The following is a 15,062-nucleotide window of genomic DNA, read 5'->3' on the forward strand; positions in this document are numbered from 1 at the left end:
CCCGGGGGGCTTGGGGGGGGTGGGTCGCGCGGCCCGGCGCTGTGCGGGGTGCCGCCCTCTGTGGGACGGGAGCCGCCCCAGGCGGCACGCATGCCCGCAGGCTGGGCGGGGGCTTTTAGGGGCGCGGGGAACTGCGCGAGCAACCCCCACCGCCCCGCAGCCAAACGAATAGGGACGGACGGGGTTCTTTAGGGGCGCGAGGAACTGCGCGAGCAACCCCCACCGCCCCGCAGCCAGGCACCCCGGCCAACCGACGGAGTCGGACTCAGCCGATCGGCTTCCTGATCTCACCCCGGATCTTGACGGCAGTCTCCGCTGCCGCCGCCAAATCCACCTCCGCCGGCTTCTTCGTGACCGTCTCAGCCGTGATCTCGGCGATCGACGCCCCGGTGTTGCCATCCACCCAGCCACAGACAGGAATGGTGACCTCCGTACCGAGCTGCGTCTGGACAAGCACCTCGCAGGTGACGGTGACATCAGAACCCGCCGGCCTGAAGTCCTTGGGCTTCACGGCGACCTTGGCACCCTCACCACCGGCCGCCCCCTCCATCATGTTGTCGCGCGCAAGGTCCGTGTTCTTGAACCGCCCGTACATGCCCGAGATCACCAACGTGCCCTGCGCCTGATCGCCACCGAGGCTGTACTGCCCGACCACGGCCTTGGTGTCCCGGGCGTCCCAGGCACCGTCGGCCTCCTCCTCGATGGCCTGCCCCTCGGCACCGGAGAGGTCGCCGGCCAGCTCGTACTTCTCGTCGAGCACCTTCTGCGGCAGCGTCAGCTTGTACTCGGCCTCGGGGAAGCCGGTGTCGGACTTCACCCCGATCCAGACGAGCGCGGCCACCCCCGCCACCACCAGCACGACGACACCGCCGACGATGCCGAGGATGAGCCCGAGCCGGCTCTTCTTCGGCGGCGGGGGCGGCGCACCCCAGGGCGGCTGCTGCCCGTAGGGGAACGGGGGCGGCGGCTGCTGGCCGTACGGACCCGGAGGCGGGCCCGGGTACGGCTGCTGCTGCTGCGGCGGTCCCGGATACGGCTGCTGGCCATAGGGCCCCGAAGTCGGGGGCGGGCCGTAGGGGTTGTCGGGCGGCTGGGGCGGCGGAGTCGTGGACACGCCACGCACGCTACTGCACTTGGGTGACTCTATAAGCCCCACATAAAGCCACTCGTACGGCCACGCGAAAAGCTACGCGTAAGTAGCTCCCAGGGGATTGACCGGCTTGCTGACAAGCGGTCTCATAAGAGTGTGACGACAGTGACGGAAGCCGAGATACTCCGCGACGCGCTGGGCGTGCTCAAGGACCGGGAACAAGTGGCCGAACGGCTCCTCGAAGCGTCCGCCAAGCACTCCTTCGACCCCGACAAGGAGCTGGACTGGGACGCCCCCTTCGAGGACGGCAAGTGGTTCTGGCCGCCCGAGCTGGTCTCCCTGTACGGCACTCCGCTGTGGAAGCGGATGAGCGAGGAACAGCGCATCCTGCTCTCCCGGCACGAGTCGGCGGCGCTCGCCTCGCTCGGCATCTGGTTCGAGATCATCCTGATGCAGCTCCTCGTACGGCACATCTACGACAAGGCGGCGACGAGCGCGCACGTCCGCTACGCGTTGACGGAGATCGAGGACGAGTGCCGGCACTCGAAGATGTTCGCGCGCCTGATCAGCCGGGGCGGCACGCCGTACTACCCGGTCAGCCGGGTGCACCAGAACCTGGGCCGGTTCTTCAAGACGGTGTCCACGACACCCGGTTCGTTCACGGCGACACTGCTCGGCGAGGAGGTCCTCGACTGGATGCAGCGCCTGACGTTCCCGGACGAACGGGTCCAGCCGCTGATCAGGGGCGTGACCCGGATCCACGTGGTGGAGGAGTCCCGCCACGTCCGCTACGCCCGCGAGGAACTCCGCCGCCAGATGGTGACGGCCCCGAGATGGTCCCAGGGCTTCACCCGCGTCACGTCCGGCGAGTTCGCCCGCGTCTTCTCGGTCGCCTTCGTCAACCCGGACGTGTACGCGAACGTGGGGCTGAACACGGCGGAGGCGGTGGCGCAGGTGCGGGCGAGCGGGCATCGGCGGGAGGTCATGCAGACCGGCGCGAAGAAACTGACGGACTTCCTGGACGACATCGGGGTGCTACGGGGTCCCGGGCGGCGGCTGTGGAGGGCCTCGGGGCTGCTGGCTTGAATTCACAGTGCGGCCCGGTGGGGGCTGGTCGCGCAGTTCCCCGCGCCCCTGAAAAGCAGGGGCTGCGCCCCGTGCTTTCAGGCCCACAGGGCCAGGTCTTTTGCTTTGAGGGGCGCGAGGAACTGCGCGCTCAACCCCCACCGACCCGCAGCCGAACGACTACGGGACGGGCGGGGTCTTCAGGGGCGCGGGGAACTGCGCGACCAGCCACGACGGCGCCGCAGACAGCGAACCGCCCGACTACCCTGCACACATGCCCCCTGCCGCCCCCGCCTACCGCCGTCTGAACGTCGAGGAGCGGCGCAGCCAGCTCCTCGAAGCCGCCCTCACCCTCTTCGCCCACCGCACCCCCGAAGAGGTCTCCCTGGACGACGTAGCAGAGGCCGCCGGAGTCTCCCGCCCCCTCGTGTACCGCTACTTCCCCGGCGGCAAGCAGCAGCTGTACGAGGCAGCACTCCGCTCCGCCGCCGAGGAACTCGAACTCTGCTTCGACGAACCCCCACAGGGCCCGCTCCCCGACCGCCTCTCCCGCGCCCTCGACCGCTACCTCACCTTCGTCGACGAGCACGACGCCGGTTTCAGCGCCCTCCTCCAGGGCGGCAGCGTCGTCGAGACGTCCCGTACGACGGCCATAGTGGACCGGGTCCGCCGTACCGCCGCGGAGCACATCCTCAGCCATCTCGGCGTCACCGAACCCGGCCCCCGGCTCCGGATGACCGTACGGATGTGGATCACCGCGGTCGAGGCGGCCTCGCTGATCTGGCTGGACGAGGACAAGGAGCCGCCGGTGGACGAGCTGCGGGACTGGCTGGTGGAGCAGTTCACGGCGGTGCTGACGGTGACGGCCGGCCGAGACCCGCAGACGGCGGCCGTCGTACGCGACACCTTGAGCGCGGATACCGGAAACTGATCGCGTGAAGAGCCAAGACACCGCCTTCGAGGGCGGCCCCCTGGACGGCCGTGTGCTGCCCATCCTGCTCGGGCCGACCGGCCACCCCCCGAAGACGTACAAGGTCCCGGTGCCCGATGCGGCCGGCGGCCCGCCGACCGTCCTCGTCTACCGGCGTGTGTCCAGGGGGCGCCCGGGAAAGCTGGGCCTGCACCCGGGCTGGAAGTACGAGTACGACCCGGAGGAAAAGCCGACCGACGGCAGGCTGCGCTGGCCGTGGTCGAAACCGGCGGCCGGACCGGTGCCAGGCGCCACGCCGCAGGGCAAGCCGGAAGACACCGACGGGTGACGAGGTTGGGCCGAACCGCGCACGCTCGCCGCGCGGACCTCGCGCCCGCGTCACAAGCTCGCGGTGCGGAGCGGAAGGGCTGCCCCGCACCGGAGGTGATGACGTGTCAGGAAGGCTTCTGCGTCTGGTCTGTACGGCGGCGATGGCAGCCGGCACACTCCTCGCACCCGTCCCCGCCCTGGCCGCACCTGACCCGAGCCCCTCAGCCCCCTCAGCGACCGACTCCCCCACCGAGCCCACCGCCGTCATCCCCCAGGCCGACGAACCCTCCGTCGCCACCCTCCTGACGGACCTTCAGCAGCTCTACCGCGAGGCCGAGCAGGCCACTCAGACCTACGACGCCACCGCCGGGCGGCTGAAGCGGCAGCGGGACGAGGTGCGACGCCTCGACCGGCAGCTCGTGCGGGCCCGGCTCGCCCTGCACGAGCGGCGTGGTGCCCTCGGTCGGCTCGCGCGGCAGCAGTACCAGAACAGCACCGACATCTCGCCGTACGTCCAGCTGCTGCTGGCCCGCGATCCGCAGCACGCCCTCGAACAGGGCCATGTGATCCGGCAGTTGGCGCTGGAGCGGGCCGAGACGGTGGGCCGGCTGGTCGGCGGCGAGCGGCGAGCCGGCGGTCTGGCGCGGGCGGCGCGGGCCGCGCTGGACGAGCAACTCACCCTCGCCGAGCGGCAGAAGCGCGACCGGGACGCCGTACGGGAGCGGCTCAGGGAGGTCGAGGAGCTGCTCGCCGCGCTGAGCACCGAACAGCTCGCCGAGCTGGCCGAGTTGGAGCGCGTCGGCGAAGTCCCAGTAGAGCAGCGGGAGTTCGTCACCTCCGGTGCTCTGAGCGCCGGCCGTAGGCCCTCCCAGGACGGTGAGCAGGCCCTGCGGTATGCGGTGGCGCAGCTCGGGAAGCCGTACGAGTGGGGGGCCGAGGGGCCGGTGTCGTTCGACTGCTCGGGGCTGACCTCGCAGGCGTGGGAGAAGGCGGGGCGGCCCATCCCCCGGACCAGCCAGGAGCAGTGGGCGCGGCTGCCGCACATCCCGCTGGCCGAGCTGCGCCCCGGTGACCTGGTCGTCTACTTCCCCGGGGCGACACATGTGGCTCTCTACCTCGGGGACGGCATGGTCGTACAGGCGCCGCGTCCGGGCGCGAAGGTGAAGGTGTCGCCGATCTCGGCCAACCCGGTGCTGGGCGCCGTACGGCCGGACCCGGACGGGGAACCCCTGCGGCGGTACACACCGCCGAAGCTCCCCGCCGACGCCACGGCGGGCCCGGACAAGGGCTACGACTCCCTCACCGGACCCACCAGGACCATCGGAACGATCGGGACCAGTTCTTACGCGCCCGCGCCCGCTCCCGCCCCAGCGACCGAGCCCAGGTAGGCGGCCGTCTTCTCCGGCTCGTAGAAGAAGTTCTCGAAGTCCGCCGGGTCGTTGAACGCGTTGGCGAAGCGGGCTGCGACCGGGGGCAACTGGCCTGCCGCGCCGATGAGGTTGAGGATGTGCTCCGGCGGCGGGCCCAGCATCGCGTTGGTCCACTTGGTGACGTGCTGGGCGGTGTCCCAGTAGCGGTCGAAGGTGGCCCGCATCCAGGTCTCGTCGAACTCCTTCTCGCCCTGTTCGAGGATCGAGTCGAGGTACGAAGCCGCGCACTTCGAGGCCGAGTTGGAGCCCTGGCCGGTGATCGGGTCGTTCGCCACGACCACGTCGGCCACGCCGAGGACCAGGCCGCCGCCGGGGAGGCGGCCGACCGGGTTACGGACGGTGGGGGCGTAGCGGCCGGCCAACGTGCCGCCCGCGTCGGTGAGTTCGGCCTTGGTGGCCCGCGCGTACTCCCACGGCGTGAACCGCTCCATGAGTTCCAGGGTCAGGGAGAGGTGCTCGGCGGGGTCGCGGACGCCGTTGAAGACGTCGAGCGGGCCTCCGGGTATGCCCTCCCAGAACAGGATGTCGGCGCGGCCCGAGGTCGTGAGTGTCGGCATGACGAACAGCTCGCCGACACCCGGGACCAGGTTGCAGTGGACGCCGTCGTAGTCGGGGTGTTCCGGGCGCGGGCCCAGGCCGTGGACGTAGGCGACGGCCAGTGCGCGCTGGGGCTCGCGGTACGGGGAGCGCTCCGGGTCGCGGCCGAACATCGACACCAGCTCGCCCTTGCCCGCCGAGACGAGGACCAGGTCGTACGTACGGGAGAAGTAGTCGAGGTCGCCGACCGCCGCGCCGTGGATGACGAGCTGGCCGCCGCGCTGGGCGAACGTCTCCATCCAGCCGGCCATCTTCACCCGCTGGTCGACCGATTGGGCGTAGCCGTCGAGCTTGCCGATCCAGTCGATCGCGCGCTGGGTCGGGCCGGGGTCGTGCGAGCCGGGGACGGCGACCGAGACGCCGAGTCCTTCGATCTTCGGGGCCTGGGACTCCCAGAAGTTCAGCTGGAGATCGCGCTCGTGCTGGAGGGCGGTGCGGAACATGCACTGGGTCGACATGACCCGGCCGGACCGGATCTCGTCCGAGGTCCGGTTGGACATCAGGGTGACCTCGTAGCCGTGCGACTGGAGGCCGAGGGCTATCTGGAGTCCGGCCTGACCGGCTCCGACGACGAGTATCTTCCGCATTCGGTCTCCTGTCGCAGTAAGCAGTAACTCGGCGTCAGACCTACTCGGGACTGACGTCCAGCGCGTGGCCCACCAGGGCGAGCAGGGTCTCGATCACCGGGATGCGGCGCCGCGCATCCATGATCATGACAGGTATGTGCGGCGGCACGGTGAGCGCCTCCCGCACGTCCTCCGGGTCGAACTCGGCACTGCCGTCGAAGTGGTTGACGGCCACGACGTACGGCAGCCCGCAGCTCTCGAAGTAGTCGAGCGCCGGGAAGCACTCCTTCAGCCGCCGGGTGTCGGCCAGCACGACCGCGCCGATCGCGCCGCGCACCAGGTCGTCCCACATGAACCAGAACCGCTGCTGGCCCGGCGTACCGAAGAGATAGAGCACCAGGTCGTCGGCGAGCGTGATGCGGCCGTAGTCCATGGCGACGGTGGTGGTGCGCTTCTCCGGGGTGGCGGTGAGGTCGTCGGTGCCCTCGCTCGCCTCGGTCATCAGCGCCTCCGTCTGGAGGGGCTCGATCTCCGAGATGGTGCCGACCATCGTGGTCTTGCCGACGCCGAAGCCGCCCGCGATCACGATCTTCGTGGCGATCGGAGCGCGGGTGCGGTCCTCCTGCCACGGCCGCAACTCCTCTGTCTCGGCGGGAAGTTGTCCTTCCGCCGGGAGGTGGAGAAGCGGGGAGACGCCACGGGCGACGTCAGAGACGACGGAGTCCACTCAGCACCCTTTCCAGCAGCGCGCGGTCCGGCTGCCCCGGCCCGTGACCGGTTCCGTACACACGGATCTTTCCCTGGTCCGCGAGATCGCTGAGGAGCACGCGGACCACGCCCAGCGGCATCGTCAGCAGCGCGGCGATCTCGGCCACCGTACGCATCCGGCGGCACAGTTCGACGATGGCCCTCATCTCCGGCATGACCCGGGTGCTGAGGGAACCATTCTCCAACTCCTTGCGCTCCTCGGGCGCTTCGATCGCGGCGACGAACGTCTCGACGAGGAGGACGTGTCCGAAGCGGGTCCGGCCGCCGGTCAGCGAGTACGGGCGTACCCGGGCCGGTTTGCGGTCGCCGCCACGGACGGGAAGCCTGGGCGCGTCCGGGGTGGCGCTCACTTCGCGACCTCCGCCGAACGGCCCGGCACGGTTCGGACGGCCATCGGACCGACCGCCGTGGGCTCGCTGTCCGGCGCCCCGCGTTCGATCGACTCCCGCAGCTCGCTGCGGAGTTCGGGGGTCAGGACGTGTCCGGCGCGGCCCACGAAGAGCGCCATGTGGTACGCCACCACGCTCATGTCGCAGTCCGGGGAGCCGTGCACACCGAGCAGCGAGCCGTCGCTGATGGACATCACGAAGAGGCTGCCGTCCTCCATCGCGACCATGGTCTGCTTGACGCCGCCGTAGTCCATCAGCTTGGCGGCGCCGATGGTGAGGCTGCCGATGCCGGAGACGATGGTGGCGAGGTCGGCGGCGGAGCCCTTGGGGCCGGTCGGCTGATCGGGCCGGCGCTCCGCGTTCCTGTCCGGGTCGGACGAGAGCAGGAGCAGACCGTCCGAGGAGACCACCGCGACCGACGTCAGTCCCGGCACCTCCTCGACGAGATTGGTCAGCAGCCAGTGCAGGTTGCGGGCTTCACTACTGAGGCCGAAGGTACTGGGCGCGGTCAACTGCTTGCCTCCTCGACTGTTCCCCCCGTGGATTCTTCGGCGCGTGCGGGCTGTGCCGTACGTGCCGGTTGTGCCGTGTGCTCGGTCCGGTCGGGCCGCTCCGTCTGCTCCGCGATCTCCGCCTCCACGTCACGGCGTCCGTCACGTGCACCTCGGTGGAACCCGCCGAGCCTGCGGCGCAGTGCGTCGGCGTCGACGGATCCGATCCGTGGTTTCGGCGGTGCGGCGGGCGCGGTGATCTTCGGGGTCCGCTTGGGCAGGCCCTTGTCGGTGAGCGGTTCGTCCTCGACACGCTCATGCGTGTCGGGGCCGATGGCGTAGGGGTCCGGAGCGGTACTGCCGGGGTCGGGAGCCGTGGGGACGGTCGGCTCGGGGATGTCCTCGGCCGGGGGTTCCGGCACGAGCAGTTCCATGGTGATCTCTGAGGCGGGGAGGGCCTCGGGGACGGAAGCGGTGTCCTGAGCGGTGTCCTGAGCGGTATCGGGGGCGGTGTCGGAAGCGGTGTCGGGTTCCGGCGCCGACGGCTCGGCCGTGGCGAGCGTGCCGTCGACCGGGGTCGCATCCGCGCCCGCGTCCGCGTCAGCGCGCGTGCCCGTATGCGTGTACGTGTCCACGTCCACGTCCGTCTCGGCGTCCGCCTCCGCGTTCCGTACGGCCCGCTCCGCCAGGGCGATCATCAGGTCCGGCTCGTCGACCGCGATCGGGTCGTCGTCGCCCGGCTCCCCGCCCGACTGCTCGGCCAGGTCCTCGCCCAGCGCCTCGGCCCGGCTCTCCTCCGGGTCCTCGGCCTCCGAACGCCCTTGCAGGACATTGGAGTTGACCTCGGCGTCGGCGCCCGGGAAGGTCAGCGTGCCGCCACCGAGCGTCGAGTTGGCCGAGGGCGACACGGCGGCGGGGTCCGGGGCCAGCAGTGCCTTCGGCAGGACGACGACCGCCGCGACCCCGCCCTGCTTCTGCTCCCGCAACTGCACCCGCACACCGTGCCGGTGGGCGAGCCGCGCCACGACGTACAGCCCGAGGCCGATACCGTCGCCGGCCTCGCCTCCCCCGCCCTCCGCTCCGTCGCCCGTCTCGTACGGGGCGTCCGGATCGAAGTCGGCGAGGCGGGAGTTGAGGCGGACGAGGCGGTCGGCGGTCATGCCGATGCCCTCGTCCTGGACGGAGAGCATGATGTCGCCGCTCTCCAGGAGCCAGCCGGAGATCTCCACCGGAAGCTCGGGCGGGGTGAACGAGGTGGCGTTCTCCAGGAGTTCGGCCAGCAGATGACTGACGTCGTCGGCGACGAACCCGGCGAGATGCGCGTGCGGCGGCAGCGCGGAGATGCGCACCCGCTCGTACCGCTCGATCTCGCTCACGGCGGCCCGGACGACGTCGACGAGCGGGACGGGACCCGCGTGCTGGTGGCCGTGTTCGGCGCCGGCGAGGACCAGGAGGTTCTCGCTGTGCCGGCGCATGACGGTGGCGAAGTGGTCGAGCTTGAAGAGGGTGGCGAGCCGGTCCGGGTCCTGCTCACGCTCCTCCAGGCCCTCGATGACGGCGAGTTGACGCTCGACGAGGCCCAGGGTGCGCAGCGCGAGGTTCACGAACGTGCCGTGGATGTTGTGCCGGGTGCGGGCCAACTGGGTTGACGCGTCGGCGAGTTCGCTGCGCAGTTCCTCGCGGGCGTCGGCCATCTTCTGGCGCTGGCCGACCAGGTGCTTGCGGTCGGACTCCAGGGTGGCGATGCGCTCGTGGACGGCGAGGGCGCGGGCGTGCAGGGCGTTGACGGAGCGGACGACCTGGGCGAACTCGTCGTTGCGGCCGGTGAACTTGACCGGTTCCTCGGCGAGCGGGTCGGCTGCCCCGGCGAGCCGGGCGGTGCCCCGGCGCAGCACGGAGAGCGGCCGGGTGAGGGTGCGGGCCATGGCGGTGGCGATACCGGTGGCGATCAGCAGGAGCGCGCCGAGGGCGGCGATCCGGATCTCCAGCTCGGTGACGTCGTCGTCGCGGAGCTTGGTGAGGGCCTTGGTGCGGCGGTCGTAGAGGGAGGACTCGACGCCGCGCATCAGCTCGACGCGGGCGGAGAGCGCCGCGTCCACGCCGCTGAGACCGGTGGTGAGTTCGCGCGTGGTCAGCGTGGGCTGGTCGGTGAGCGAGGCGAGGTACTTGTCGGCGGTGTCGACCTCGGGTCCGGTGACCGTGGAGTCGTAGCTGCCGACGGCGGTCTCGGGAGCCGTCTCGCGGAAGTCGAGGATCGCCGCGTCCGAGCGCAGGCGGGCCTGCTGGGCGGCGGCGGTCAGCTCGTTCCGGGTCTTCGTGGCGGCCGGCGAGGAGACGGTCCGCTCGGAGTTCAGCCCGGTGATCGGGTCGTACACGGTCTCGGTGGAGGTCGGCACGCTGAGCGCGGCGAGGAGGAGACCCCGGGCCGCGGCGGTCTGCTGGACGGCGGAGTCGAGTTCGGCGAGGGCGTACGCGCCGGCGCCCGCGCGGGGCGGCTGTTTCTCGGCGAGCTGCTCGGCGAGGCGGTGCAGCCCGGCGATGGCGGCGGAGTACGTCTCATGGGCCTGGAGGGCGGTGCTCTTGCCGGTGAGCGCCTCCCGGCGCAGCGTCGCGATCTCGTCCAGGTCCTCGCGCAGCGCGGCCGGGGTGTCGGGGTTCGCGCGCAGATCGCCGACCTGGCGGTCGACGCGGGCGCCGCGCTGCTCGGAGGGCGCCTTCGCCTTGGCGCGGCCGGCGGCGATGTAGACGGTGACCTCGTCGCGTTCGTCGGCGAGCGAGTGGGCGAGGGTCAGGGCGTCCTGGGTCTGGGTCGCGAGGGTCACCAGATCCTGGGAGTCGTGGAGTTGGGAGGAGGCGGCGACGAGGGTCGGGGCGCCTGCCCCGGCGATCGCGGCGGCCACGACGGCGACGGCCACGATGAGCCGGTTGCGTACGTGGGCGGGGCGTCCCCGGCCCGCGGGATCGGTCGGGGCGTCACCGGTAGCGCCCCCTGCGGGAGCTGTCTGCCTGCCTGTGCGCCGAGGCCGCGTCTTCTGCACCGTCGCTCGCATTCCTGACTCGTGTGCCCATGGGCCCGGGTGACGATGCGTCCGGACCCGAATGACGATCCGTCAACTGGATGGCCGCCCGGATGGTTCTGGCCTGCCGCTCACCCGGTACGGTTCCGGTTCTCCGGCACGGTCCGGCTCCCGACCCTCCCATGCCGGTGGGCAGGGAGCGCGCGTCACCTGACCCGCCACTCAAAGGAGTGAACATCAAGGAGTCAACATCGGCGGGGAGTTGGCGGCAAGTTCCTCTGGCCTGTGCTCCCACTGTGCCCGGCGGGCCGGTTGGACGTGGGCGGCGGGCTTTGACATTATCCGCCACTACGTCTTCACGGAGTAGATCATTCCCGCCCAAAACAGGCGTCTGACCAGCGGCTACCCGCTGTTTCGGCAACAGTTGCCAGCCTTTTGAGAACGTTGTGAAGGCCTCGTGCAGACTGGCTGGATGCGTACTGAACTCGCCACGGAGCCCGGCGATCCGGCCCGCCCCAATGAGGACTTCGCAGCGATCGGACTTCCCGCCTCCGGGCAGGGCGGTTCGCTCGTGCTCCTGGACGGGGTGACTCCCCCCAGGGCCGGCACGGGCTGTCTGCATTCCGTCCCCTGGTACACGGCCCGGCTCGGCGGCGCGCTGACCGAACTGTCGGTTTCGCAGCGGGATATGCCCCTCCAGGACGTACTGGCGGCGGCCATCTCTCGTACCGCCGAGGTTCACGCGCAAACCTGTGACCTTTCTCACCCCCGGACACCCCAGGCAACCGTGGTCCTCGCCCGCTGGTCCCCTGCCACGGTGGAGCATCTGGTGCTGTCCGACTCGGCCCTGCTGACCGAGTCCCCGGACGGCACGGTCACCGCCCACCTGGACGACCGGCTGTCCCGCGTCCCCCGCGCGTCCCTGGCCACGGACGCGATCGCCGACGCGACGGTACGCAACAAGGAGGGCGGCTTCTTCACGGCGGCGGCCGATCCGTCGGTGGCGTCCCGCGCGGTGACGGGTACCCTCCCGCGCGCCGAGGTCCGCGCCCTGGCGGCCCTGACGGACGGCGCGACCCGCTGGGTGGAGAAGTTCACCGAGGGCGACTGGACGGCCTGCTTCACCGCCGTACGCAAGGAGGGCCCGCAGGCGCTGCTGAACCGCGTACGGGAACTGGAGCGGGCGGACGCGGACGCGGGCCGGCCACGCCTGCGCCGCAGCAAGACGCACGACGACGCGACGGTGGTGTACGTGGAGCTGTGACGCCGTAGACGGGCTGACGGCCGGGGCCTACTTCTCCATGCCGAGGTTCAGCTGATGCAGCAGCCGGGCCAGTTCGGCCACCTCGGTGCGGTCCCAGGCGGCCATCTCCCGTACGTACCGCGCGCGTCGCGCCTCCCGTACGGTGCGGAAGCGGACGCTGCCCTCGTCGGTGAGGTGGACCAGCCAGGCGCGGCCGTCGGCGGGGTCCGGTTCGCGAGCGATGAGGCCCAGCTCCTCCATGGCGCGCAGCTGGCGGGACATGGTGGCCTTGCCGACGCCGATGTAGGCGGCGAGTTCGGTGGCCCGCTGGCGCCCGCACTCGTCCAGCCGCACCAGCAGCCCGTACGCCGACGGCTCCAGGTCGGGATGGACCTCGCGGGCCATCTCCCCGGAGTTGGCGCGGGCGCGCCGCAGGAAGACGGTCAACTCGCGCTCCAGGGCGAGGAATTCCCGCTCGACCCCGGGTCCGGGCGTCGTGGACTCGACTCGCTCTCCGCCGAGGTTCCCCTCGCCGTTCACGTCCTCGTGCACGTCAGCACTCCCGATCCGGTGTCGCCGCTCTGAAGGTTTCCAAGGTTCCGTCGAACGCGGCCATTGCCGCAGCTCGGACAGTATGCGGGCAGTATTTCGCAGGCAGGGGCCGAGGGCGTCATCCAGGCCCCTGTCCGGCGTACGGGAAGGCCCGGGCCCCCTTCCGGGACCCGGGCCCTCGCCGACCGGCAGCGTCCGTCACGCCGCTGCCGGAACCCTCACCTCCGCCGGGTTCTGAGCCGGGGTGAGCGCCAGTTCGAGGACCTGGCGGACGTCCGTGACGGCGTGGACGTCGAGCTTCTCCAGGACCTCGGCCGGGACGTCGTCCAGGTCGGCCTCGTTGCGCTTCGGGATGATCACGGTGGTGACGCCCGCCCGGTGCGCGGCGAGCAGCTTCTGCTTCACCCCGCCGATGGGCAGCACCCGCCCGGTGAGCGAGACCTCGCCGGTCATGGCGACGTCCGTCCGGACCAGCCGTCCGCTGAGCAGCGAGGCGAGGGCGGTCGTCATGGTGACGCCCGCGCTCGGACCGTCCTTGGGCACGGCACCCGCCGGGAAGTGGATGTGCACGCCCCGGTCCTTCAGGTCGCCGACGGGCAGCTCCAGTTCGGCGCCGTGCGAGCGCAGGAAGGAGAGCGCGATCTGCGCCGACTCCTTCATCACGTCACCCAGCTGCCCGGTGAGCGTGAGTCCCGCCGCCCCGGTCTCCGGATCGGCGAGCGAGGCCTCGACGTAGAGGACGTCGCCCCCGGCCCCGGTGACCGCGAGCCCGGTGGCCACACCGGGTACGGCCGTACGCCGCTCGGCCGGGTCCTGCGCGGACTCGGGCACGTGATGGGGACGCCCGATGAGCGACCGCAGATCGCCTTCGGTGACGGTGAACGGCAGCTTCCGCTCGCCGAGTTCGTGCTGTGCGGCGACCTTGCGCAGCAGCCGCGCGATGGACCGCTCCAGGTTCCGGACCCCGGCCTCCCGGGTGTACTCGCCGGCCAGCTTGCGCAACGCGCCCTCGTCGAGGGCGACTTCGGTGCCCTCAAGGCCGGCCCGCTCCAACTGCCGGGGCAGCAGGTGGCCCCGCGCGATGACGACCTTCTCGTCCTCGGTGTACCCGTCGAGCCGGACGAGTTCCATCCGGTCGAGCAGAGCCTCAGGAATGGCCTCAAGAACATTCGCAGTGGCGAGGAAGACAACATCACTGAGGTCGAGTTCGACTTCGAGGTAGTGGTCGCGGAAGGTGTGGTTCTGCGCCGGGTCGAGGACTTCGAGCAGCGCGGCGGCGGGGTCGCCCCGGAAGTCGGAGCCGACCTTGTCGATCTCGTCGAGGAGAACGACGGGGTTCATGGACCCGGCCTCCTTGATGGCCCGCACGATCCGCCCGGGCAACGCGCCGACGTACGTACGCCGGTGCCCACGGATCTCGGCCTCGTCCCTGACCCCGCCGAGCGCGACCCGGACGAACTTCCGCCCCATGGCGTGCGCGACGGACTCACCGAGGCTGGTCTTGCCGACACCGGGCGGCCCGACGAGCGCCAGCACGGCGCCGCCACGACGCCCGCCGACCACCCCGAGCCCGCGCTGGGCCCGCCGCTTGCGCACGGCGAGGTACTCGGTGATGCGCTCCTTCACATCCTCGAGACCGGCGTGCTCGGCGTCGAGCACGCCCTGAGCACCCTGGATGTCGTAGGAGTCCTCGGTCCGCTCGTTCCACGGCAGTTCGAGAACGGTGTCCAGCCAGGTCCGGATCCAGCCGCCCTCGGGCGACTGCTCGGAGGACCGCTCCAGCTTGTCGACCTCCTTGAGCGCGGCCTCGCGCACGTTCTCCGGCAGATCGGCGGCCTCGACGCGGGCCCGGTAGTCGTCGGACTCCTCGCCGTCCTGCTCGCCCTTGATCTCGCGCAGTTCCTTGCGTACGGCTTCCAGTTGCTTCCGCAGCAGGAACTCCCGCTGCTGCTTGTCGACGCCCTCCTGGACGTCCTTCGCGATGGTCTCGGCGACGTCCTGCTCGGCGAGGTGGTCGCGCAGCTGCTGGGTGGCGAGCTTCAGCCGGGCCACCGGGTCGGCGGTCTCCAGGAGTTCGATCTTCTGGTCGGTGCTGAGGAAGGGCGAGTAACCGGAATTGTCGGCAAGGGCGGAGACGTCGTCGATGGCCTGCACCCGGTCGACGACCTGCCAGGCGGCGCGCTTGCGCAGCCAGGCGGTGGCAAGTGCCTTGTATTCCTTGACAAGTTCGGTGACATGACCGGGCAACGGGTCGGGAACGGTCTCGTCGACCCGGGTCCCCTCGACCCACAGCGCGGCCCCCGGCCCGGTGGTCCCGGCGCCGATCCGCACCCGCCCCCGGGCCCGGATGAGGGCGCCCGGATCCCCGTCGGCCAGCCGGCCGACCTGCTCCACGGTGCCGACGACACCGGTACTCGGGTACGACCCGTCGACACGCGGCACCAGCAGCACCCTGGGCTTGCCGGGCTCGGTGCGCGCGGCGGCCTGCGCGGCCTCCACGGCGGCCCGCACATCCGCGTCGTTCAGATCCAGCGGCACCACCATCCCGGGCAGCACGACCTCGTCGTCGAGCGGCAGCACAGGCAGAGTGAGCGGTGTGGACGTCGAAGCCATG

13 protein-coding genes are annotated in these 15,062 nt (G+C 71.1%); 5 read left to right on the top strand and 8 right to left on the bottom strand.

Annotation, left to right across the window (positions count from 1 at the left end):
• Positions 1-265: 265 nt before the first annotated feature.
• The gene (locus ACWDR4_RS10270) at positions 266-1,114 is read right to left on the bottom strand and encodes a hypothetical protein (protein WP_450406411.1); all 849 of its coding nucleotides are present in this window, start codon (positions 1,112-1,114) and stop codon (positions 266-268) included.
• Positions 1,115-1,246: 132 nt separating this feature from the next.
• On the opposite strand from ACWDR4_RS10270, the gene ACWDR4_RS10275 reads away from it, so the two are divergent.
• From ACWDR4_RS10275 to ACWDR4_RS10290, 4 genes are all read left to right on the top strand, one after another.
• On the top strand, positions 1,247-2,176 hold the full coding sequence (locus ACWDR4_RS10275; RefSeq protein WP_450406414.1) for an AurF N-oxygenase family protein: 930 nt from the start codon (positions 1,247-1,249) through the stop codon (positions 2,174-2,176).
• 253 nt (positions 2,177-2,429) lie between these two features.
• Complete coding sequence (locus ACWDR4_RS10280; protein WP_450406415.1) at positions 2,430-3,086, top strand: TetR/AcrR family transcriptional regulator; 657 nt, start codon at positions 2,430-2,432, stop codon at positions 3,084-3,086.
• Between the two features lie 4 nt (positions 3,087-3,090).
• Positions 3,091-3,414 carry a hypothetical protein gene (locus ACWDR4_RS10285; RefSeq protein ID WP_450406418.1) on the top strand — a complete coding sequence of 108 codons (324 nt, stop codon included), beginning with the start codon at positions 3,091-3,093 and terminating at the stop codon, positions 3,412-3,414.
• A 103-nt stretch (positions 3,415-3,517) separates the two neighbouring features.
• Positions 3,518-4,783 carry an NlpC/P60 family protein gene (locus tag ACWDR4_RS10290; protein ID WP_450406420.1) on the top strand — a complete coding sequence of 422 codons (1,266 nt, stop codon included), beginning with the start codon at positions 3,518-3,520 and terminating at the stop codon, positions 4,781-4,783.
• Here the strand turns inward: ACWDR4_RS10290 and ACWDR4_RS10295 are convergent.
• Genes ACWDR4_RS10295 through ACWDR4_RS10315 form a run of 5 tightly spaced genes read right to left on the bottom strand, consistent with a single transcriptional unit; the run spans position 4,738 to position 10,686 of the window.
• Positions 4,738-6,009 (bottom strand): styrene monooxygenase/indole monooxygenase family protein, encoded by a 1,272-nt coding sequence (locus tag ACWDR4_RS10295; protein WP_450406421.1) that lies wholly within the window; start codon positions 6,007-6,009, stop codon positions 4,738-4,740. The genes ACWDR4_RS10290 and ACWDR4_RS10295 overlap by 46 nt on opposite strands.
• A 40-nt stretch (positions 6,010-6,049) precedes the next feature.
• On the bottom strand, positions 6,050-6,715 hold the full coding sequence (locus ACWDR4_RS10300) for a GTP-binding protein (protein WP_450406423.1): 666 nt from the start codon (positions 6,713-6,715) through the stop codon (positions 6,050-6,052).
• Positions 6,696-7,106, bottom strand: a complete 411-nt coding sequence (locus ACWDR4_RS10305) for a DUF742 domain-containing protein (RefSeq protein ID WP_450406424.1) — start codon at positions 7,104-7,106, stop codon at positions 6,696-6,698. The genes ACWDR4_RS10300 and ACWDR4_RS10305 overlap by 20 nt, the downstream gene beginning before the upstream one ends.
• Positions 7,103-7,657, bottom strand: coding sequence for a roadblock/LC7 domain-containing protein (locus ACWDR4_RS10310; RefSeq protein ID WP_450406427.1), 555 nt, complete (start codon positions 7,655-7,657; stop codon positions 7,103-7,105). Before ACWDR4_RS10310 ends, ACWDR4_RS10305 begins: the two co-directional genes overlap by 4 nt.
• Complete coding sequence (locus tag ACWDR4_RS10315; protein WP_450406430.1) at positions 7,654-10,686, bottom strand: nitrate- and nitrite sensing domain-containing protein; 3,033 nt, start codon at positions 10,684-10,686, stop codon at positions 7,654-7,656. Before ACWDR4_RS10315 ends, ACWDR4_RS10310 begins: the two co-directional genes overlap by 4 nt.
• A gap of 439 nt (positions 10,687-11,125) precedes the next feature.
• Between ACWDR4_RS10315 and ACWDR4_RS10320 the strand changes: the two genes are divergently transcribed.
• Positions 11,126-11,917 (top strand): hypothetical protein, encoded by a 792-nt coding sequence (locus tag ACWDR4_RS10320; RefSeq protein ID WP_450406433.1) that lies wholly within the window; start codon positions 11,126-11,128, stop codon positions 11,915-11,917.
• A 27-nt stretch (positions 11,918-11,944) separates the two neighbouring features.
• Here the strand turns inward: ACWDR4_RS10320 and ACWDR4_RS10325 are convergent, their stop codons facing one another.
• Together ACWDR4_RS10325 and lon are read right to left on the bottom strand one after the other, a co-directional pair.
• Entirely contained in the window at positions 11,945-12,448 is a 504-nt protein-coding gene (locus tag ACWDR4_RS10325) for a MarR family winged helix-turn-helix transcriptional regulator (RefSeq protein WP_450406435.1), read from the bottom strand.
• A 198-nt stretch (positions 12,449-12,646) separates the two neighbouring features.
• Positions 12,647-15,061 (bottom strand): endopeptidase La, encoded by a 2,415-nt coding sequence (gene lon / locus ACWDR4_RS10330; RefSeq protein ID WP_450406438.1) that lies wholly within the window; start codon positions 15,059-15,061, stop codon positions 12,647-12,649.
• Between the last annotated feature and the right edge of the window lies 1 nt (position 15,062).

It is taken from the genome of Streptomyces sp. NPDC000878 (assembly GCF_053599695.1).

Bases quoted from the DNA above. Each gene is read 5' to 3' on its own strand.
- ACWDR4_RS10280 (WP_450406415.1), top strand. From the start codon at position 2,430: ATGCCCCCTGCCGCCCCCGCCTACCGCCGTCTGAACGTCGAGGAGCGG.
- ACWDR4_RS10295 (WP_450406421.1), bottom strand. From the start codon at position 6,009: ATGCGGAAGATACTCGTCGTCGGAGCCGGTCAGGCCGGACTCCAGATA.
- ACWDR4_RS10315 (WP_450406430.1), bottom strand. From the start codon at position 10,686: ATGCGAGCGACGGTGCAGAAGACGCGGCCTCGGCGCACAGGCAGGCAG.
- ACWDR4_RS10320 (WP_450406433.1), top strand. From the start codon at position 11,126: ATGCGTACTGAACTCGCCACGGAGCCCGGCGATCCGGCCCGCCCCAAT.
- lon (WP_450406438.1), bottom strand. From the start codon at position 15,061: ATGGCTTCGACGTCCACACCGCTCACTCTGCCTGTGCTGCCGCTCGAC.